Raw genomic sequence first — 20,939 nt, 5'->3', positions numbered from 1 at the left:
GGAGCCCTCCTCAGGACGCGAGTGCGGCGCGGACGGCGGCGGCGTCGAGGCCCTTCTCGGCGATCACCACGAGACGGCCGGCGCGCGTCTCGTCGCGCCGCCACGGGCGGTCGAAGGCATGACGGAAGCGGGCGCCGACGCCCTGCACCAGAAGCCGCATCGGCTTGCCGGTCACCTCGACGAAGCCCTTGATGCGCAAGACGTCATGCGCCTCGGCGACGGTCTTCAGTCGTGCGACGAGGCTCTCGGCGTCGGGCGTGGCGGCGACATCCACGACGATGGTCTCGAAGTCGTCGTGGTCGTGATCCTCGCCCTCGGCCTCGTGGTGCGAGGGGCGGGCGGCCAAGTCGTCTTCCGCGGCGGCGAAGAGGCCGAGGGCGACGGTCGGGTCGACCCGGCCTTCGGTCGCGCGCACCACCTTCACCGCACGGGGCACCGCAGCGCGGATCTCGGCTTCGATCGCCGCGAGGTCGGCATCGCCGAGGAGATCGGCCTTGTTGAGCACGACGAGATCGGCGGCGAGAAGCTGGTCCTCGTAGACCTCTTCCAGCGGATTGTCGTGATCGATCGCGGCGTCGGCGGCGCGCTCTGCGGCCAGCGCCTCGGGATCGTCGGCGAAGCGGCCGTCGGCGACGGCGGCGGCATCGACCACGGCGACGACGCCGTCGACGGTGAGCTTCGCCCGGATCTCCGGCCAGTCGAAGGCCTTCACCAGTGGCTTGGGCAGGGCGAGGCCCGAGGTCTCGACCACGATGTGCTCGGGCCGGTTCGGCAGCGCCAACAGGCTCTCGATCGCCGGCATGAAGTCGTCGGCGACGGTGCAGCAGAGGCAGCCGTTGGTCAGTTCCACCACGGCGGCGGGGCGGCAGCTGTCGTCGCCGCAGTCGGAGAGCAGCGTGCCGTCGACGCCGACGTCGCCGAACTCGTTGACGAGAATGGCGATGCGGCGGCCGCGGGCGTTCTCGATCAGGTGGCGGACCAGCGTCGTCTTGCCGGCGCCGAGGAAGCCGGTGACGATGGTGACGGGGATCTTGGCGAAGGCGGTCACGGGCGGCCCTCCGGATCGGCGGTGGCGACCGCGAAGGGCGGGATGCGGCCGACGACGCCGCGGCGGAAGGCGACCGGGCGGCTCTTCCAGGCGATCAGACCGTCGTCGGTCTCGCCGTAGAGGCGGGCGGTGGCGACGATCTCGTCGGCGGCGGTCTCGTCGAACTCGCCGTAGAGATAGGTCCACTTGGCTTCGTCGGCGAAGCCTATGGTGACCGGGCGCTTGCACACCGACAGGCACTCGACGCCGACGACGCGGATGTCGTCCTGTGTCTCGGCGCGGGCGGCGAGGGCGTCGTGCAGGCGGCGGCCGGCGCGCGGGGCGTCCTCGGCGTCACCCTCGCGGCGGCAGTTGACGCAGACCAGCACCGTCGTCGGACGGGTGGTTTCGGGACGGGATACGGGTGTCGTCACGGCATGCTCTCCTTCTCCGCCCCTCCGGCGGTCGGGGATTTCGGGCGCGACGGCAGGTCTCCTGGCTCGCGGATCGATCGCGTCGGCGCCGCCTTCCCGGGGAAACCCAGTGGCATTCGGCGTCGGCACTCTCCGCTCACAGTTGCGGGGGCAGCCGCGGCTTGGAGCTTCTCGGGTGCGAGAGGCTCGACCGCATTCCCTCTTCGCCCGCGGGAGTGCCCGCGGGACCGTCGACCGGGCGAGATAAGGGGCGTTTCACACGACTGTCAAGGAAAGCGGCCGGCAAACCGCCTCGCAGACCGCCGATTTCCGGCCGAAAACGGTCGGATCGCCCGCCGTCTCGTCCGAAGGTCGCAGACGCGGGGCTCTGTGCGCGAGACATGCGATTTTCGCATACATGTGCGGTGCAGCAATGCGCGAATGCGAATATTCGGTAACATACTCCGAATTTTGTGAGCAATCGATCGCAAGGCATTGAAAACGCCGAATCGGCCCTGCGGCGCATCTGTCGTCGCGATCCATGCTGCACTGCTTTCAAATGCTTTCGTATGGGTTCGAGCCGGGGCTCTTGCTCGTTATTTCAATCGACGAGATCGAAAGACGCGGCTCGTTCGTCGCAGGGCAAGGGCGAGAGAGGGCGCGGGGCTTCGGTCGCGAGCATGTTCCGGGCGGATCGGGGCGATCCGTCCGAGATGAACCTGCCGAACCATGGATCGCCGTGACCGGCCGACCGATTGCCGTCGGTTCGCCGGAGAAGGCGGTTCGTCGCCGAAGACTGGCGACGGTGCCAAAGGGCCTCCCCGAGATGAACGTTGCGACCAAGCCTTCCCGGATTCTCGATCCCCGTCTCTTCTCCAAGGTCATGACGGCGGCCCAGGCCGCTGCCCTGATCCCGGACGGTGCGACCGTCGGCATGAGCGGTTTCACCGGCGCGGGCTATCCGAAGGCGGTGCCGATCGAACTGGCCAAGCGGATCGACGCGGAGCACGCGCAGGGTCGGCCCTTCAAGGTCAAGGTGTGGACGGGTGCCTCGACGGCGCCGGAACTCGACGGCGCGCTCGCCAAGGTCGACGGCATCGAGATGCGGCTGCCCTATCAGTCGGATCCGATCTGCCGCAAGCGCATCAACGCCGGTGAGATGGAGTACATCGACATCCACCTCTCGCACGTCGCCCAGACGGTGTGGTTCGGCTTCCTTGGCAAGCTCGACGTCGCGGTGGTCGAGGTCGCCGGCATCACCGAGGACGGGCTGCTGATCCCATCGTCGTCGATCGGCAACAACAAGACCTGGCTCGACTGCGCCGACAAGATCATCCTCGAGGTGAACTCCTGGCAGAGCCTGGCGCTCGCCGGCATGCACGACATCTACTACGGCACCGATCGGCCGCCGCACAGGAAGCCGATCCCGATGGTGGCGGCGCACGACCGCATCGGTCAGCCGTTCTTCCGCGTCGATCCCGAAAAGATCGTGGCGATCGTCGAGACCGACGCCCACGATCGCAACACCGCCTTCACCGCCCCCGACGCGACGTCGAAGAAGATCGCCCATCACATCATCGACTTCCTCGACCACGAGGTGAAGATGGGGCGCCTGCCGGCCAATCTCCTGCCGTTGCAGTCGGGCGTCGGCAACGTCGCCAACGCGGTGATGGCCGATCTCGAGCACGGCCATTTCGAGGATCTGACCGCCTACACCGAAGTGCTCCAGGACGGCATGCTGAACCTGATCCGGTCGGGCAAGCTGACGCATGCCTCGGCGACGGCCCTGTCGCTGTCGGAGGAGGCGACCAGGGAGTTCCTCGACAACATCGACTTCTACCGCGAGCGGATCGTGTTGCGCCCGCAGGAGATCTCCAACCATCCGGAGGTCATCCGTCGCCTCGGCATCATCGCCATGAACGGCATGATCGAGGCCGACATCTACGGCAACGTCAACTCGACCCACATCATGGGTACGTCGATCATGAACGGCATCGGCGGCTCGGGCGACTTCGCGCGCAATGCCTATATTTCGTTCTTCATGACGCCTTCGGTGGCGAAGGGTGGGGCGATCTCCTGCATCGTGCCGATGGTCTCCCACGTCGACCACACCGAGCACGACGTCCAGGTGATCGTCACCGAACAGGGCCTCGCCGACCTGCGCGGCCTCTCGCCGAAGGCGCGCGCCAAGACCGTGATCGCCAACTGCGCCCATCCGACCTTCAAGCCGGCGCTCGAGGAATACGTCGACCGGGCGCTGCACTACTCGCCCGGCCGCCATACGCCGCACATTCTCGACGAGGCCTTCACCTTCATGCCGAACTGGATGGCGGCGCAGCGGGCCCGCGAGGCCTGGAAGGTCGAGAGCCTGGTGCAGGCCGACGCCTGGAGCTGAGAGCGCGGACCGAAGGTCGCTACCCGCAAGAACCCGTAGGCATCGTAATTGCTTTCGTCATCGGAAACGTGGCATCGATGCCTCGGGGGACCTGGCCGGAATCGCACGAGACGATCGTGTGATTCCGGTGCCTCCTCGGCGAACGGGAAGGAGCGGACGCGATGATCGAACTGGTCGGCAACTCGAACACCGAGACGAAGGGCACTCCCGTCACGGTCGAAGGCGTCCGCGCCGCGATCGTGGAGAAACTCACCTACGCGGTCGGCAAGAACGCCATCGCCGCCTCGACCCACGACTGGTTCGTCGCCACGACGCTCGCCGTGCGCGACATGATCGTCGGCGAGTGGATGCACTCCACCACCCAGACCTATCAGGACGACGAGAAGCGGGTCTATTACCTCTCCCTCGAGTTCCTCATCGGTCGCCTGCTGTTCGACGCGATGGGCAATCTCCAGGTCATCGACACGGTGCGCGAGGCGCTCGCCGGCCTCGACGTCGATCTCGACCTGCTGAAGGAGGTCGAGCCCGACGCCGCACTCGGCAACGGCGGCCTCGGCCGTCTCGCCGCCTGCTTCATGGAGAGCCTCGCCACCCTGTCGATCGCCGCCTACGGCTACGGCATCCGTTACGAGAACGGCCTGTTCCGCCAGCGGATCAAGGACGGCTGGCAGCTCGAATATCCGGAAGACTGGCTGACCTGGGGCAATCCGTGGGAGTTCCCGCGGCCGGAGGTCGCCTATCCGATCGGCTTCGGCGGTCGGGTCGAGGCGATGACCGAGCGCGACGGCACGGTGCGTCACGAGTGGCGCCCGGCCGAGACCGTGCTCGCGGTCGCCTACGACACGCCGATCGTCGGCTGGCGCGGCCAGCACGTGAACACGCTGCGCCTGTGGTCGGCCAAGGCCGCCGATCCGCTGCGGCTCGACGCCTTCAACGCCGGCGACCACGTCGGTGCTGCGGCCGCCCGCGTCAAGGCGGAGGCGATCTCCAAGGTGCTCTATCCGTCGGACGCGACGCCTGCGGGTCAGGAACTGCGGCTGCGGCAGGAGTTCTTCTTCGCCTCGGCCTCGCTGCAGGACCTGATGCGGCGCCACCTCAACCAGCACGCCGACATCACGACGCTGCCCAAGAAGGTGGCGATCCAGCTCAACGACACCCATCCGTCGATCGCCGTCGCCGAGATGATGCGCATTCTGGTCGACATCCACGAGGTGGAGTGGGCGAAGGCCTGGGAGATGACCCAGGCGACCTTCTCCTACACCAACCACACGCTGCTGCCGGAAGCGCTCGAGACCTGGCCGGTCGGCCTGATGGAGCGGCTCTTGCCGCGCCACATGCAGATCATCTACCTGATCAACGCGCTGCATCTCGACGAGATGAAGAAGAGAAGCTCCGACGGCGGGCTCCTCTCTGCGCTGTCGATCATCGACGAGCAGGGCAGCCGCCGCGTCCGCATGGGCCATCTCGCCTATATCGGCTCCCACAAGATCAACGGCGTGTCGGCGCTGCATTCTGACCTGATGAAGGTCACGGTGTTCCGCGACCTCAACAACGCCTACCCGAACCGGATCGTCAACAAGACCAACGGCATCACCTTCCGCCGCTGGCTCTACCAGTCGAACCCGGGGCTGACGAAGCTGATCGGCGACACGATCGGGCCGGCCTTCCTCGACGACGCCTCGAAGCTGACGGATCTCGCGCCCCATGCCGGCGACGCCGCCTTCCAGGAGAAGTTCGCGGCGGTCAAGTTCGCCAACAAGGAGCGGCTGGCGCGTCTGATCCTCGACCGCTGCGAGGTCAAGGTCGATCCGCGTGCGCTCTTCGACGTGCAGATCAAGCGCATCCACGAGTACAAGCGCCAGCTGCTCAACATCCTCGAGACCATCGCCGTCTACGACGCCATGCGCGCCCAGCCGACGCGCGACTGGATCCCGCGGGTGAAGATCTTCGCCGGCAAGGCGGCGGCCTCCTATGCCCAGGCCAAGCTGATCATCAAGCTCGCCAACGACGTCGCCAAGGTGGTCAACACCGACCCGACGCTGCGCGGCCTGTTGAAGGTGGTCTTCCTGCCGAACTACAATGTCAGCCTCGCCGAGCGCATCATCCCGGCGGCCGATCTGTCGGAACAGATCTCGACCGCGGGCATGGAGGCTTCCGGCACCGGCAACATGAAGTTCGGCCTCAACGGTGCGTTGACCATCGGCACGCTCGATGGCGCCAACGTCGAGATGAAGCAGTGCGTCGGTGACGACAACATCTTCATCTTCGGCCTGACGGCGGAAGAAGTCGAGGCACGGCGCGCCCAGGGTATCGACGCACGAGAGACGCTCGCCAAGTCTCCGATTCTGGCGGAAGTACTGGAGTCGATCGGGTCGGGTGTGTTCTCTCCGGGCGAACCCGATCGGTACAAGCCCTTGGTCGACGCTCTGACCTATCACGACTATTTCTTGGTGACGGCGGACTTCGAGAGCTATTATTCGACGCAACGGGCCGTGTTCCGCAAGTGGCGGGACCAGCCGGCGTGGCGTCGGTCGGCGGCTCTCAACACCGCCAACATGGGGTGGTTCTCGTCGGATCGGACGATCTCCGAATATGCCGAGGACATCTGGAACGTTCCCGTCAATCCGCCGCATGCCTGAGGCGGACGGGCGGGGGCGCTGCCCCCGCCCACCGCAAGGCCGCCGGCAGACGCGGCCGGGAGCGATCGGGGACAAGGCAGGGTTTCGGCCGCCCACGGACCGGAGCCTGCCGAAAGGAGGCGCGATGAGCGACCTGACCACGGGGGCGAACTGGACCGCTCGGCAATCGGACGTCGACGCGATCGTCGCAGGGCGCCACGGCGATCCCTTCGCCGTACTGGGGCCGCACGAGACGCCCGACGGGCGGGTGATCCGCGCCTTCGTTCCGCACGCCGAATTCCTCGACGTGACGGACCTTTCCGGCAAGGTGCTCGCACGACTGACGCGACGGCATGACACCGGCTTCTTCGAGGGATTGGTGCCGGGTGCGGCGATCGGCGACCGCGACTACGCACTGAAGGCGTCGAACGCCTCGGCGTCGTGGACGCTGCGCGATCCCTATTCCTTCCCGGCCTATCTCGGCTCGACCGACGACTATCTGCTGGTCGAGGGGACGCATCGCCGGCTCTTCGAACGGCTCGGCGCGCAGGTGGTCGTCCATTGCGGCGTCCACGGCGTCAACTTCGCGGTCTGGGCGCCGAACGCCGCGCGCGTCTCGGTGGTCGGCGACTTCAACGCCTGGGACGGCCGACGCCATCAGATGCGCAAGCGCATCGACAGCGGCATCTGGGAGATCTTCGCCCCGGACGTCGGCGTCGGCACCAACTACAAGTACGAGATCGTCGCGGCCGACGGCCGGCTCCTGCCGCTCAAGGCCGATCCGCTCGGTTTCGGCTCGGAGATGCGGCCCTCGACCGCCTCGGTGGTGGCGCGCACCGACAATTTCGTCTGGTCGGACGACGAGTGGATGGAGCGCCGCGCCGGCGACGACCGGCGGCGGCCGATGTCGATCTACGAGGTGCATCTGGGCTCGTGGGCGCGGGTGGACGGCTGGCGCTATCTCACCTGGGACGAGCTCGCCGAGAGCCTGATCCCCTATGCCGTCGACCTCGGCTTCACCCATCTGGAACTGCTGCCGATCTCGGAACATCCGTTCGACGGATCGTGGGGCTATCAGCCGATCGGCCTCTTCGCCCCGACGCGGCGCTTCGGCGAGCCGGAGGGCTTCGCCCGCTTCGTCGACAAGGCGCACGCGGCCGGGCTCGGCATCATCCTCGACTGGGTGCCGGCGCATTTCCCGACCGACGAGCACGGGCTTCGCGAGTTCGACGGCGGGCCGCTCTACGAGCACGCCGACCCGCGCCGCGGCTTCCATCCCGACTGGAACACCGCGATCTACGACTTCGGCCGGCAGGAAGTCGTGTCGATGCTCTGCGCCAACGCGCTGTTCTGGCTCGAGCGCTATCACATCGACGGGCTTCGGGTGGATGCGGTCGCCTCGATGCTCTATCTCGACTATTCGCGCAAGGAGGGCGAGTGGCTGCCCAACGAGGACGGCGGGCGCGACAATCGCGAGGCCGTCGCCTTCCTGCGCAAGGTCAACGAGCTGGTCTATGCGGAGGGCCGCGGCGCCATCACTCTGGCCGAGGAATCGACCGCCTGGCCGGGCGTGTCGCATCCGACCTCGACGGGCGGTCTCGGTTTCGGCTTCAAGTGGAACATGGGCTGGATGCACGACACGCTCGACTACATGTCGCGCGAGGCGATCCATCGGCGCTGGCACCACGACCAGCTGACCTTCGGCCTGCTCTATGCCTTCGCCGAGAACTTCGTCCTGCCGCTCAGCCACGACGAGGTGGTGCACGGCAAGGGCTCGCTGATCGGCAAGATGAGCGGCGACCACTGGCAGAAGTTCGCGGCGCTCCGGGCCTACTACGGCTTCATGTGGGGGCACCCGGGCAAGAAGCTGCTGTTCATGGGTCAGGAGTTCGGCCAGTGGGCCGAATGGAACCACGACAAGGGGCTCGACTGGCATCTGACCGAACAGGCCGAGCATGCCGGGCTCCAGGCGCTCATGCGCGACCTCAACAAGGCCTATCGCACCTGCCCGTCGCTGCATGCGCGCGACTGTGAGCAGGAGGGCTTCCGCTGGATCGTGGTCGAGGATCGCGACCAGTCGATCTTCGCCTTCGCCCGCTTCGGCGAGTGGGGCGACCCGCCGGTGGTGGTGGTGTCGAACTTCACGCCGGTGCCGCGCGACGGCTATCGTCTCGGCTTCCCCTGCAAGGGGCGCTGGCGGGAGGCGATCAACACCAACGCCGGCTGCTACGGCGGCTCGAACCTCGGCAACGGCGGCGAGATCCGCGTCGGCGAGGGCGAGAGCCACGGCATGCCGGCCCATGCCGAGATCCTGGTGCCGCCGCTGGCCACCGTGATCTTCGAATATCTGGGCGACTGACCCCGCGACGACGGGACGCCCGACGACACGACCCTGCCAGGGGAGGATGGACGGAATGAACGAGAAGAAGCCGAACCCCAAGGCCCCCGCCGACCGCGAGCCGCTCTCCCGCCATGCCATGGCCTACGTGCTCGCCGGCGGGCGCGGCTCGCGTCTGATGGAACTGACCGATCGCCGTGCCAAGCCCGCCGTCTATTTCGGCGGCAAGTCGCGCATCATCGACTTCGCCCTGTCCAACGCGCTGAATTCCGGCATCCGCCGCTTCGGCGTCGCCACCCAGTACAAGGCGCATTCGCTGATCCGCCACCTGCAGCGCGGCTGGAACTTCCTGCGCCCCGAACGCAACGAGACCTTCGACATCCTGCCGGCCTCGCAGCGCGTGTCGGAGGAGGCGTGGTACGCCGGCACCGCCGACGCGGTCTATCAGAACCTCGACATCATCAAGGACTCCGATCCCCGCTACATGATCATTCTGGCGGGCGATCACATCTACAAGATGGACTACGAGAAGATGCTGCGGCAGCACGTCGAGGCGGGTGCCGACGTGACGATCGGCTGTCTCGAGGTTCCCCGCGAAGAGGCGACCGGCTTCGGCGTCATGCACGTCGACAAGGACGACCGCGTCATCGCCTTCATCGAGAAGCCCAAGGACCCGCCGGCGATGCCGGGCAAGCCCGACAAGGCGCTCGCCTCGATGGGCATCTACGTGTTCGAGGCGCAGTTCCTGTGGGACCAGCTCGAGCGCGACGCGGCCGATCCGCACTCCAGCCGCGACTTCGGCAAGGACATCATCCCCTACATCGTCAAGCACGGTAAGGCGGTGGCGCACCACTTCTCGAAGTCCTGCGTCAAGTCGCGCTCCGAGGCCGAGCCCTACTGGCGCGACGTCGGCACGGTCGATGCCTATTGGGAGGCCAACATCGACCTCACCGACGTGGTGCCGGAACTCGACCTGTTCGACAGCGACTGGCCGATCTGGACCTACGGCGAGATCACCCCGCCGGCGAAGTTCGTCCATGACATCGACGGCCGGCGCGGTTCGGCGGTGTCGTCGCTGGTGTCGGGCGGCTGCATCGTCTCGGGCGCCTTCCTCAAGCGCTCGCTGTTGTTCACCGGCGTCCGGGTCAACTCCTACTCGATGGTCGAGAACACGATCATCCTGCCGCAGTCGCACGTCGGGCGTGGTTGCCGGCTGAGCAACGTGGTGGTCGACGCGCGCGTGAAGATCCCCGACGGGCTGGTCGTGGGCGAGGATCCCGAACTCGACGCGGCGCGCTTCCGCCGCACCGAGAAGGGCATCTGCCTGATCACCCAGCCGATGCTCGACCGCATTGCCGACTGACGTGAGCCGGGCAGGGGGCGCCACATGGGTACGACGAAGGTTCTCTCGGTCGTCTCCGAGGTCTATCCGCTGATCAAGACCGGCGGGCTCGCCGACGTGGCGGGGGCGTTGCCTGCCGCGCTCGCCGGCGAGGACGTCGAGATGCGCACGCTGGTGCCGGGCTATCCGGCGGTCAAGGCGGCGCTCGAAAAGGCGGAGAAGGTCGACAGGGTCGTCAAGAAGAAGGCGCTGTTCGGCGGCCCGGCGACGGTGCTCGCCGCCCGCGTCGCCGGTCTCGACCTCTTCGTCCTCGATGCGCCGCATCTCTTCGATCGGCCGGGCAATCCCTATCACGACGCCGAGGGCGTCGACTGGCCGGACAACCCATTCCGCTTCGCGGCCCTCGCCCGCATCGGCGCCGACATCGGCCTCGGTGCGGTCAAGGGCTTCGTGCCGGACGTGGTCCATACCCACGACTGGCAGACGGGTCTCACGCCCGCCTATCTCGAATACGACGGACGGCGGCGGCCGGGCACGGTCGCGACCGTCCACAACCTCGCCTTCCAGGGCCAGTATCCGCAGGAACTGCTGGAGCCGCTCGGCCTGCCGCCGCATGCCTGGGGGGTGGACGGCGTCGAGTATTACGACACGATCGGCTACCTCAAGGCGGCGCTGCGCATGTCCGACCGGGTGACGACGGTGTCTCCGACCTATGCCGCCGAGATCCGCACCGGCGACGGCGGCATGGGGCTCGGCGGTCTGCTCGCCGGTCGCTCTTCGGTCGTCTCGGGCATCCTCAACGGCATCGACGTCGACGTCTGGAACCCGGCGACCGATCCCTTCCTCGCCGCCCGCTACGACGCGACGACGCCCTCGGCGCGGCGGCCCAACAAGGCTGCGCTGCAGCGGCGTTTCGGCCTCAAGGTCGACAAGAAGGCGATGGTCTTCGCGGTGGTGTCGCGGCTCTCCTGGCAGAAGGGCCTCGACATGGTGCTCGAGGGGATCGAGACGATCCTCGCCGTCGGCGGCCAGCTGGTGCTGCTCGGCTCGGGTGACCGCGAGCTGGTCGACGGCTTCCGTCAGGCCGCGGCCGCCCATCCCGGCCGGGTCGGCGTGGTGATCGGCTACGACGAGACCCTCGCCCATCTGGTCCAGGCGGGCGCCGACGCGCTGCTGGTGCCGTCGCGTTTCGAGCCCTGTGGGCTGACCCAGCTCTGCGCGCTGCGCTACGGCGCCATCCCGATCGTCACGCGGGTCGGCGGCCTCGCCGACACGATCATCGACGCCAACGAGATGGCGCTGGAGGCGGGGGCGGGCACGGGTGTCGTCTTCACGCCGCCGACGGCCGAGATGTTCCGCGCCGCGATCGAGCGGGCGGCGGGGCTCTTCGCCGAGAGCGACGTCTGGAAGAGACTGGTGAAGAATGCGATGCGCACCGACGTCTCGTGGGGACGATCGGCGGCGCGATATGCCAAACTCTATCGCGATCTGGTCGCCGAGAGGGGTTGATCGGTACGAGACGGGAACGCGAGGGGCGCGTTCGGCGGGGGAGCGAGGAATGCCGGCAGGACGGGCCGTACCGGGAGGGGCGGAGCCGCTGGGCGTGGTCCCGGTCGAGGGCGGCGTGCACGTGGCGGTCGCCTCGGCGCACGCGACGGCGGTCGACGTCTGCTTCTTCGACGAGGCCGACGTCGAGATCGCGCGCCATCGCCTGACCGAGCGCACCGACGACGTCTTCCACGGCTTCATCCCCGGCATCGCACCCGGCGCCCGCTACGGGTTGCGCGTCACCGGCCCCTGGGCTCCCGATCGCGGCCATCGCTTCAATCCGCACAAGCTTCTCGTCGACCCCTATGCTCGGCGGCTCGACCGACCGTTCCGCCTCGCGCCGGAACTCTTCGACGCCCGTATCCACGGCGCGGCGGAGGACCATGTCGACAGCGCCGCCTTCGTCCCCAAGGCGATCGTCGAGGCGGCGCCCGAGCCTCTGCCGATCGAGCGGCCGGCGATCGCGCCCGAGAACCGGGTGATCTACGAGTGCCACGTCAAGGGCCTGACCGCGCAGCACCCGGAGGTGCCGGAGGCGATCCGCGGCACCTTCGCGGCGCTCGGCCATCCCGCGGTGGTCGAGCATTTCGTCCGCCTCGGCGTCAACGTGGTCGAGATCATGCCGATCTGGGCGGGTCTCGACGAACGCCATCTCGGGCCGCTCGGGCTGAGGAACTACTGGAACTACAATCCGATCGTGCCCTTCGCCCCCGATCCGCGTTTCGCACCGGGCGGCTGGAGCGAAATTCGCGCCGCCGTCGACGCACTGCACGCCGCCGGCATCGCCGTGATCCTCGACGTCGTGCTGAACCACACCGGCGAGAGCGACCATCTGGGTCCCACGGTGTCGCTGCGCGGCATCGACAATGCGCTCTACTATCGCCTCCGGCCGGACGATCTCTCGCGCTACATCGACGATTCCGGCTGCGGCAACGGGCTCGAGCTGACGCGCTTTCCCGTCCTGTCGCTCGGCATCGGGGCGCTGCGCCATGCGGCGCTGGCCGGCGGTTTCGACGGCTTCCGCTACGATCTCGCCACCGCGCTCGGCCGCCGGCCGGAAGGATTCGATCTCGACGCGCCGTTCCTCTCGGCGGTGCGGTCCGATCCGATCCTGTCGCGGCTGATCCATGTCGCCGAGCCCTGGGACATCGGGCCGGGCGGCTATCAGGTCGGCGGATTCCCGGCCGGCTGGCCGGAGTGGAACGACAGGTTCCGCGACGCCGTCCGCCGCTTCTGGCGCGGCGACCGCGGCATGGTCGGCGAGATGGCGACGCGGCTCTCCGGCTCGACCGACATCTTCGGCGGACGCCGTCGCTGCACCTCCGACGGCGTCAACTTCGTCACCGCTCACGACGGCTTCACGCTGGCCGACCTCGTCTCTCACGCGGTCAAGCACAACGAGGCGAACGGCGAGGGCAATCGCGACGGCACCGACGCCAACAATTCCTGGAATCACGGCGTCGAGGGGGCGAGCGACGATCCGCGCGTCGTCGCGGCGCGCGGCCGCGACGTGCGCGCGCTCCTCGCCACGCTGATGACGGCGCGCGGCGTGCCGATGCTGTCGATGGGCGACGAGGCGGGGCGCAGCCAGAAGGGCAACAACAACGCCTATGCCCAGGACAATCCGCTCTCCTGGTTCGACTGGGACGGCGCCGACCAACGGCTGATCGACTATGTCGGCGCGCTGGTGCGGCTGCGGCTGACGCATCCCGCCTTCACCGACGACCGCCCACCGAGCGGCCGACCGATCGGCACCTCCGGCGTCCTCGACGTCGAATGGCGCCGTTTCGACGGCCGCGGCTTCGCGGTCGACGACTGGCACGACCCGGAGAACTATCGCCTCGTCGCGGTTCTGGCCGCGCCGGCGCGAGACGGCGTCGACCGGGTGATGGTCGCCCACAACGTCGATCCGCGCCCGGCCGTGCTGGTGGCGCCGCCGGCGCGACCCGGCATGCGCTGGCGTCTGGTGATCGACAGCGCCCACCCCGACCGCGAGCCGCTGGCGAGCCCCAAGTTCGCGATCGACGGTCGCTCGGTGACGATCTTCGTCGAGGAGGAGGCCCCCGACGAGCACCGCTCACGGCCGGTCGATCCGCGCACGCTCGATCTTCTCGCCCGCTCCGCCGGCATCACGCCGGACTGGTGGGGTCTCTCGGGTCGCAACGTCCAGGTCGGCGACGACACCAAGCGGTCGATCCTCGCCTCGATGGGCCTTCCCGCCGCCACGCTCGGCGATGCGCAGGAGAGCCTCGAACGGCTCGCCGCCGAGACCTCGCTGCGCGCCCTGCCGCTCGCCGCGACGCTGTTCGAGGGGCGCCCGCGCGAGATCGCCATCGGCGGCGACGAGGCGCTGTCGGGCGGGCGGCTCAGGCTCGAGCTCGAACTCGAGGACGGCACGCGACGAGCGGTGACGATCGAACCGGGCGAGGGGCGGACCGAGACGGTCGCCTTCGCCGACGAGCGACGGATGCCGCGCCGCATCGTGACGTTGCCTGAGCTGCCCTTCGGCCGTCACCGGCTGCGGCTCGCCGGCCGCGAGGTCGCCTGCCGCCTCACCGTGGCGCCGGCCACCTGCCATTTGCCCTACGGTGGCGAGGGGCGGCGGATCTGGGGCCTGTCGGGCCATCTCTACACGTTCCGCCACGACGGCGATCTCGGCGTCGGCGACTTCACCACGCTCGGAGGGCTGGCGCGCGAGGCGGGGGCGCGCGGTGCCTCGACCATCGGGCTCAACCCGCTGCATGCGCTCTTCCCCGGCGATCGCGAGCGGGCGAGCCCCTATTCGCCCTCCGACCGGCGCTTCCTCGATCCGATCTACGTCGACCCGACGCGGCTGCCCGAACCTCTGCTCGCGGCGGTCGCCACCGAGATGCCGCGGGCCGTGCTCGAGGGCGGGCGGCTCTCGGGCCAGCCGCATGTCGACTGGACGGCGGTCTGGGAGGTCAAGGCCAAGGTGCTGCGCGCCGCCTTCTCCGCCTTCGAAGGGCTCGACGAGAGCCATCCGTTGAAGGTGGAGTTCGCACGGTTCGCCGCGCGCGGCGGCACGACGCTGACGAACTTCGCCACGTTCGAGGCGATCGCGGCGGTGCACGGGGCGGCGACCTCGTCGGGCTTCCCGGCCGATCTTGCGACCTGTGACGCGCCGGGCGTCGATGCCTTCGTCGCCCGTCACGGCCGGGCGATCCGCCATTCGATGGTGCTGCAGTGGCTCGCCGATCGACAATTGGCGGAGGCTGCGGCCGAGGCGGGGGCGTCCGGCCTGACGCTCGGCTTCTATCGCGATCTCGCGGTCGGCTGCGCACCGGACGGCGCGGAGGCCTGGGGCGCCGGGCGACGGCTGATGCACCGCGTCTCGGTCGGGGCACCGCCCGATCCCTTCGCCGCCGATGGTCAGGTCTGGTCGCTGCCGCCGCTCAACCCGATCGAGAGCGCGCGCCTCGGCCACGCCCCCTTCGCCGAACTGATCCGCGCCAACATGGCCCATGCCGGGGCGTTGCGCATCGACCACGTGCTCGGCCTGCGCCGGCTCTTCGTCGTGCCGGACGGCGCGCGCGGCTCGGAAGGCGCCTATGTCGACCAGCCCTTCGAGGACATGCTCGGGCAGTTGGCGCTCGAGAGCCGGCGGGCGGAATGCGTCGTCGTCGGCGAGGATCTCGGCACCGTGCCCTGGGGCTTCCGCGAGCGGATGGCCGAGGCGAAGGTGCTGTCCTATCAGGTGCTGTGGTTCGAACGCGAGGGCGAGGGCTTCCGCTCGCCGCACGCCTATCCGGCGCTGGGCACCGCGGTCGTCGGCTCGCACGATCTCACCACGCTCGAGGGCTGGTGGCGGGGCGAGGACATCGCCGAAGACCTGCGTCTCGGGCGTGCGACGGCCGAGGACGCGGTGCGGGCCCGCGAGGCGCGCGCGAGAGAGAAGCGCATCCTCGTCGACACGCTGATCGCCGCCGGGGTGATCGCGGCGGGCGATGCCGAGGCGCCGCTGCCCGAAGCGCTCACCGACGATCTCGTCGCGGCGATCCATGCCTATGCGGCGAGCGGCCGGTCGATGCTGGCGCTGGTCCAGGCCGACGATCTCTCCGGCGAGGTCGAGCGCCTCAACCTGCCGGGCACCGACCGCGAGCGGCCGAACTGGCGGCGGCGCCTGTCTGTCGGGGTCGAGGGCCTGCTCGAAACGGCGCGGGCGAAGGCGGTCGTGGCGACGCTCGGAGATCGCTCGGCGCGGCGGCCCTGAGGGGCGCGCAGCGAGAGCCATGCGTCTGCCGCCGATCTCGGCGTCGTGCATAGAATTTACACGACGGCTTCGGTGCGCACGCGCTATGGTCGGTCGACGCCGGATCCCACCACCGGCTCTCGGAGACCCATTGCCATGAAGATTTCTGCCCGCAACCAGCTTTCCGGTACCGTCGTGTCGGTCAAGCTCGGCGCCACCACCGCTCACGTCACCGTCGACATCGGCGGCGGCAGCCTCGTCACGTCCGCGATCACCAACGAGTCGGCGGCCGAACTCGGCCTCGAGGTCGGCAAGAAGGTCGTGGCGATCGTGAAGTCGTCCGACGTGATGATCGCCGTCGACTGATCGGCGAGAATGCCGGGCGGGCAGGGCCCGCCCGGGGTTTTCATGCCTGGTCGCTCTTGCGACCGGGGCGGGCAGGGCCCGCCCGGCAATACGGTCACGCCGCGGCGCGGCGGACCCGTTCAGCCAACAGCCGGATCAGCTGCTCGGCCTCCGGCGGCGGCGAGCGTTCGAGCCGGCGATAGTCGCGGCCGTCCTGCGTCCGCTGCATCCAGCCGCCGTCGACCAGTTCGCGGCGCAGGAGCGCGTGGTCGCCGAAGAGATGTTCGGCGGCGAGGCGTTCGCTGACCTCGCGCTCGTGCATCGAGGTCCGCGCCGGCAGCCGCGACCACATCACCCAGAGACAGTCGACACGGTGGTTGGCCTTGCCCGGCCAGCGGATCAGGCGACCACGATCATCGAAATAGCCGGCGATCTTGGCGAGCCGTTTCAGGTCGACCGGCGGCGGCGTCGGGGTGACGCGGGCGGCGAGATCGGTGAGTGCCTCGCTCTGGGCCTTGAAGTGCTGCCAGTTGCGATACTCGGCGGCGCGCGCCAGCATGTTCAAGAGGTCCTGATGACCGGGCGGGGCGGCATGGGCCTCGGCATGGGTCGAGAGCTCGCCGGCGAGTGCGCGGGCGAGGGCGGAGACGTCATCGACGCCATAGGGCAGGGGTGTTCTGGACATCGCTCTTCCTCGTGCGATGTGCCGCGCGTCCGAAACGGACTTCGATGGTCGCCCTTGTCGATGCGGCACGAGGAGACGTGTCGGATCTGCTCGAGATGAAGCGGCAGGTTCAGCTTGCCCCTCGCGGGGCGGCGACGCCTCGGTTCTGCCGACCGTGGAGAGGCGGATACACCCGCGACGGCGGCGTGGCAAGGGGCGGCGCCCAGCGTCGTTCTTTCGGCCGGTTTCGCGACGCTCGGCGAAAGTGCGGATGAGAGGCGCGCGAAACGGGGCTACGTTGCGTCCATCGAAACACAAGGAAGCGGCCTCCCGATTCCCACGAGGGACCGCTCCTCGTCGAGGGTCTCGTCGATGAACCGCATCACGCCTTTTCTGCTCGCCGTCCTTCTCGCCGGTCCCGCCGCCGCCGAGGAGACGATCGCCCATGCCTCCGCCGGCAGCCTCAAGACCGCGCTGACCCAGGCCGCCGCCGCCTTCACCAAGTCGACCGGCATCCGCGTCGAACAGACCTGGGGCCCCTCGGGGGTGTTGCAGAAGGAGATCGCGGCGGGCGCCAAGGTCGACGTCTTCACCTCGGCCAACATGGAGCACCCGATGGCGCTCGCCGCATCGGGCAAGATGGGGCCGGTGGTGCTCTTCGCCCGCAACGAACTCTGCGCCTTCGCCATGCCGAAGGCCGGCGTCGCGGCGGACGGCGGCGATCTCATCGCACGCATGCTCGATCCGGCGGTGAAGCTCGGCACCTCGACGCCGAAGGCCGATCCGGCGGGCGACTACGCGCTCGAGGTCTTCGCCAAGGGGGAAGCCGTGAAGCCCGGCGCCAAGGCGGCGCTGGAGGCGAAGGCGCTGCAGCTGACCGGCGGGCCGACCTCGGCGCAGCCGCCGGCCGGGCGCAACGTCTATGCCTGGGTGCTGTCGAGCGGGCAGGCCGACCTGTTCCTCGCCTATTGCACCAATCGCAAGGCGATCGCCAAGGAGACGCCGGAGGCGCGCGCCTTCGCGCTGCCGGCGAGCCTCGCGGTCCGGGCCGACTACGGCCTCTCCGTGGCGCCGGGCGCGTCGGTCGCGGCCCATCGCTTCGCACTGTGGCTGTTGTCGCCGGAGGGCCAGATGATCCTGGCCGAGGCCGGTTTCGCCGCGCCGACCCTGCCGGCCGCGACGAAACCGTGAGGCTCAGACGGGCTTGAGGAGCACGTGCTTCTTCTTGCCCTGGGACAGCTTGATCACGCCCTCGCCGGTCAGGTCGGCGGGGGTGAGGCGCATCTTGTCGTCGGCGACGGCGACGTCGTTGACGCGCAGGGCGCCGCCCTGGACGGCGCGGCGGGCTTCGCCGTTCGACGCCGCGAGGCCGACACGCACGAAGGCCGCGAGCACGCCGAGGCCCTCGGCGAGTTCGGCCGAGGCGATCTCGACGGTCGGCAGCGAGGCGGCGAGCGCGCCTTCCTCGAAGGTCTTGCGGGCGGTCTCGGCGGCGGCGTCGGCCGCGGCACGGCCGTGGACGAGGGCGGTCGCCTCGGTCGCCAGGATCTTCTTGGCGTCGTTGATCTCGGAGCCGCCGAGGGCTGCGAGACGGGCGATCTCGTCCATCGGCAGCTTGGTGTAGAGCTTGAGGAAGCGCTCGACGTCGGCGTCCTCGGTGTTGCGCCAGTACTGCCAGTAGTCGTAAGGCGACAGCAGGTCGGCCTCGAGCCAGATCGCGCCGTTGGCGGTCTTGCCCATCTTGCCGCCCGACGAAGTGGTCAGCAGCGGCGAGGTGAGGGCGAAGAACTGCGTCCGCTCCATCTTGTGGCCGAGTTCGATGCCGTTGACGATGTTGCCCCACTGATCGGAACCACCCATCTGCAGGATGCAGCCGGTGCGGCGGTAGAGCTCGACGAAGTCGTAGCCCTGCAGGATCATGTAGTTGAACTCGAGGAAGCTCAGCGACTGTTCGCGGTCGAGGCGGAGCTTGACCGAGTCGAAGCTCAGCATCTTGTTGACCGAGAAGTGGCGGCCGACGTCGCGCAGGAACTCGACGTAGTTGAGGTGACGCAGCCAGTCGGCATTGTTGATCATCAGGGCGCGGCCGCTCTCGAAGTCGAGGAACTTCGAGAAGATGCGCTTGATGCCCTCGAGATTGCTGTCGATGTCCTCGACCGAGAGGAGCTTGCGGGCCTCGTCCTTGAAGGACGGGTCGCCGAGCATGGTCGTGCCGCCGCCCATCAGGGCGATCGGACGATGGCCGGTCTCCTGCATCCAGTGCAGCATCATGATCTGGATCAGCGAACCGGCGTGCAGCGAGGGCGCGGTCGCGTCGAAGCCGATATAGGCCGTCACCGGACCCTTCGCGAAAGCGGCGTCCAGACCTTCCGGATCGGAGATCTGGTGGATGAAGCCACGCTCGGAGAGCACGCGGAGAAAATCGGACTTGAATGCGGTCATGATCGGCGAAACCCTGAGTACGTCGCGACGGTGCGCGTCGGGGGCTCATAGCATCTCGCGCGCGAGAAGGCACCCCCCGAGGGGTGCGGCGGCGTCGACATCGGAGGCGAAATGAACGCGGTGCGGCTGGCGATCGGCCTGATGAGCGGAACGTCCATGGACGGCGTCGACGTGGCGGCGATCCGCAGCGACGGTCGACGCGTCCACGACTTCGGGCCGACGCTGTTCCGCCCCTACGACGACCATGAACGTGCGGCGATCCGCGCCGCGGTGGCGGCGGGCGCGTCGATCGCCGACCGGTCGGCGCGGCCGGAGGCGCTCGAGACGGCGGAGCGAATCGTCGATGCCGCCCATGCCGATGCGGTCCGCGCCTTCCTCGACACCAACGGGCTCTCGCCCGCGGACGTCGACGTCGTCGGCTATCACGGCCAGACGGTGTTCCACGCGCCCGATCGGCGGCTGACGGTGCAGCTCGGCGACGGGTTGGCTCTGGCGCGGGCGATCGGCATTCCGGTCGTCTACGACTTCCGCGCGGCCGACGTCGCGGCGGGCGGCGAGGGGGCTCCCCTGGTGCCGATCTGGCATGCCGCGCTCGCCGCGGCGACCGATCTGCCGCGCCCGCTGGTCGTGCTCAACATCGGCGGCGTCGCCAACCTCACCCACGTGCCGGCGGGCGACGACCCGGCCGGCCTCGTCGCCTTCGACTGCGGCCCGGGCAACGCGGCGCTCGACGACTGGCTGCTCGCCTGTACCGGCCGGGCGATGGACGAGGACGGGCGGCTCGCCGCGACCGGAAAGGTCGACGAGGGGCGCCTCGCCGGCCTTCTCGCCCATCCGTTCTTCGCGCTGCCGGCGCCGAAGTCGCTCGACCGTAACGCCTTCACCGCCCAGTCGGTCGCGGGCCTCTCGCCCGCCGACGGTGCGGCGACGCTGACGGCGCTGACGGCGCGGGCGATCGCCAAGGGGCTGGCGATCCTGCCGGAGGCGCCGAAGACGGTGATCGTGGCGGGTGGCGGGGCGCACAATCCGACCATGCTCGCCATGCTCGGCCGGGCGACTAACGCCGAGGTGGTGACCGCGGCCGACGTCGGCTGGTCGACCGACTTCATGGAGGCGCAGGCCTTCGCCCATCTCGCCGTGCGCCATCTCCTGCGCCTGCCGCTGTCGTTCCCCGGCACCACCGGCGTGCCGCGGCCGACCTGCGGCGGCGTGCTGGCGGTGGGGTGAGCCATGGGTCCGGGCGCGATCTTTCGCCGACTGAACGCCCTCGCCGAACGGCGGCCGAAGTTGATCGGGGCGATCGGCTTCGGCCTCGTCGCCGAGGGGGCGCGGGTGATATGGGGGCTGAAGACCGGGAGCGCGGTGATGCTCCTCGGCCATTCGGGGCTCACCACCTACGACGTCGTCGCCGATCGGCCGTTCCTCGCGGCCTATGCCGGCTGGGTGGCGGTGGCGGGGATCGTCGTCCTCTCCTTCGCCCGGCGCGGTGCGCGGGCGGCCGAACGGAAGGCGCGCGCGGCCCGGCTCGCGGCGCTGCGCGAGGCGGGGCCCCCGGGGACCCCGCACCGGCCCGTGGCCGAGCGGCGTCCGCGCTGAG

At 69.1% G+C, this 20,939-nt stretch carries 14 protein-coding genes and 1 riboswitch; of the genes, 10 read left to right on the top strand and 4 right to left on the bottom strand.

The features are described 5' to 3' along the window. Positions 1-10: 10 nt before the first annotated feature. Together cobW and ACT53U_RS02070 are read right to left on the bottom strand one after the other, a co-directional pair. On the bottom strand, positions 11-1,048 hold the full coding sequence (gene cobW / locus ACT53U_RS02075) for a cobalamin biosynthesis protein CobW (RefSeq protein WP_476152325.1): 1,038 nt from the start codon (positions 1,046-1,048) through the stop codon (positions 11-13). After that, positions 1,045-1,461, bottom strand: a complete 417-nt coding sequence (locus tag ACT53U_RS02070) for a DUF1636 family protein (protein ID WP_476152324.1) — start codon at positions 1,459-1,461, stop codon at positions 1,045-1,047. The genes cobW and ACT53U_RS02070 overlap by 4 nt, the downstream gene beginning before the upstream one ends. Positions 1,462-1,495: 34 nt before the next feature. Continuing rightward, positions 1,496-1,708: riboswitch (cobalamin riboswitch) on the bottom strand. Between the two features lie 558 nt (positions 1,709-2,266). On the opposite strand from ACT53U_RS02070, the gene ACT53U_RS02065 reads away from it, so the two are divergent. From ACT53U_RS02065 to ACT53U_RS02035, 7 genes are all read left to right on the top strand, one after another. Further along, complete coding sequence (locus ACT53U_RS02065) at positions 2,267-3,835, top strand: acetyl-CoA hydrolase/transferase family protein (protein WP_476152323.1); 1,569 nt, start codon at positions 2,267-2,269, stop codon at positions 3,833-3,835. Between the two features lie 161 nt (positions 3,836-3,996). Beyond that, entirely contained in the window at positions 3,997-6,474 is a 2,478-nt protein-coding gene (locus tag ACT53U_RS02060) for a glycogen/starch/alpha-glucan phosphorylase (protein WP_476152321.1), read from the top strand. Positions 6,475-6,598: 124 nt separating this feature from the next. Continuing rightward, on the top strand, positions 6,599-8,812 hold the full coding sequence (gene glgB / locus ACT53U_RS02055) for a 1,4-alpha-glucan branching protein GlgB (protein ID WP_476152320.1): 2,214 nt from the start codon (positions 6,599-6,601) through the stop codon (positions 8,810-8,812). A 55-nt stretch (positions 8,813-8,867) separates the two neighbouring features. Then, the gene (glgC, locus tag ACT53U_RS02050) at positions 8,868-10,154 is read left to right on the top strand and encodes a glucose-1-phosphate adenylyltransferase (protein WP_476152318.1); all 1,287 of its coding nucleotides are present in this window, start codon (positions 8,868-8,870) and stop codon (positions 10,152-10,154) included. Positions 10,155-10,178: 24 nt separating this feature from the next. Then, positions 10,179-11,642: a glycogen synthase GlgA gene (gene glgA, locus ACT53U_RS02045; protein WP_476152316.1), complete on the top strand. Its 1,464-nt coding sequence runs from the start codon at positions 10,179-10,181 to the stop codon at positions 11,640-11,642. A 49-nt stretch (positions 11,643-11,691) separates the two neighbouring features. After that, on the top strand, positions 11,692-15,912 hold the full coding sequence (gene glgX, locus ACT53U_RS02040) for a glycogen debranching protein GlgX (protein WP_476152314.1): 4,221 nt from the start codon (positions 11,692-11,694) through the stop codon (positions 15,910-15,912). A gap of 135 nt (positions 15,913-16,047) precedes the next feature. Then, entirely contained in the window at positions 16,048-16,257 is a 210-nt protein-coding gene (locus tag ACT53U_RS02035; protein ID WP_476152313.1) for a TOBE domain-containing protein, read from the top strand. Between the two features lie 94 nt (positions 16,258-16,351). On the opposite strand, the gene ACT53U_RS02030 is transcribed toward ACT53U_RS02035, so the two are convergent. Beyond that, positions 16,352-16,921 carry a DUF2087 domain-containing protein gene (locus ACT53U_RS02030; protein ID WP_476152312.1) on the bottom strand — a complete coding sequence of 190 codons (570 nt, stop codon included), beginning with the start codon at positions 16,919-16,921 and terminating at the stop codon, positions 16,352-16,354. Positions 16,922-17,272: 351 nt separating this feature from the next. Here ACT53U_RS02030 and ACT53U_RS02025 point away from each other — a divergent pair, with 351 nt between their 5' ends. After that, positions 17,273-18,091, top strand: a complete 819-nt coding sequence (locus ACT53U_RS02025; protein WP_476152310.1) for a molybdate ABC transporter substrate-binding protein — start codon at positions 17,273-17,275, stop codon at positions 18,089-18,091. A 3-nt stretch (positions 18,092-18,094) separates the two neighbouring features. Here ACT53U_RS02025 and tyrS read toward each other — a convergent pair whose 3' ends face one another. Next, on the bottom strand, positions 18,095-19,342 hold the full coding sequence (gene tyrS, locus ACT53U_RS02020) for a tyrosine--tRNA ligase (protein ID WP_476152309.1): 1,248 nt from the start codon (positions 19,340-19,342) through the stop codon (positions 18,095-18,097). Positions 19,343-19,453: 111 nt separating this feature from the next. Between tyrS and ACT53U_RS02015 the strand changes: the two genes are divergently transcribed. Together ACT53U_RS02015 and ACT53U_RS02010 are read left to right on the top strand one after the other, a co-directional pair. Then, positions 19,454-20,569, top strand: a complete 1,116-nt coding sequence (locus ACT53U_RS02015) for an anhydro-N-acetylmuramic acid kinase (protein WP_476152308.1) — start codon at positions 19,454-19,456, stop codon at positions 20,567-20,569. Positions 20,570-20,572: 3 nt separating this feature from the next. After that, positions 20,573-20,938 (top strand): hypothetical protein, encoded by a 366-nt coding sequence (locus ACT53U_RS02010; RefSeq protein ID WP_476152307.1) that lies wholly within the window; start codon positions 20,573-20,575, stop codon positions 20,936-20,938. The last annotated feature ends 1 nt before the right edge of the window (position 20,939 follow it).

It is taken from the genome of Pinisolibacter sp. DMC19 (assembly GCF_056313985.1).
The sequence above is the reverse complement of the archived record's forward strand: the minus strand, read 5'-3'. Positions and strand labels throughout refer to the sequence as shown.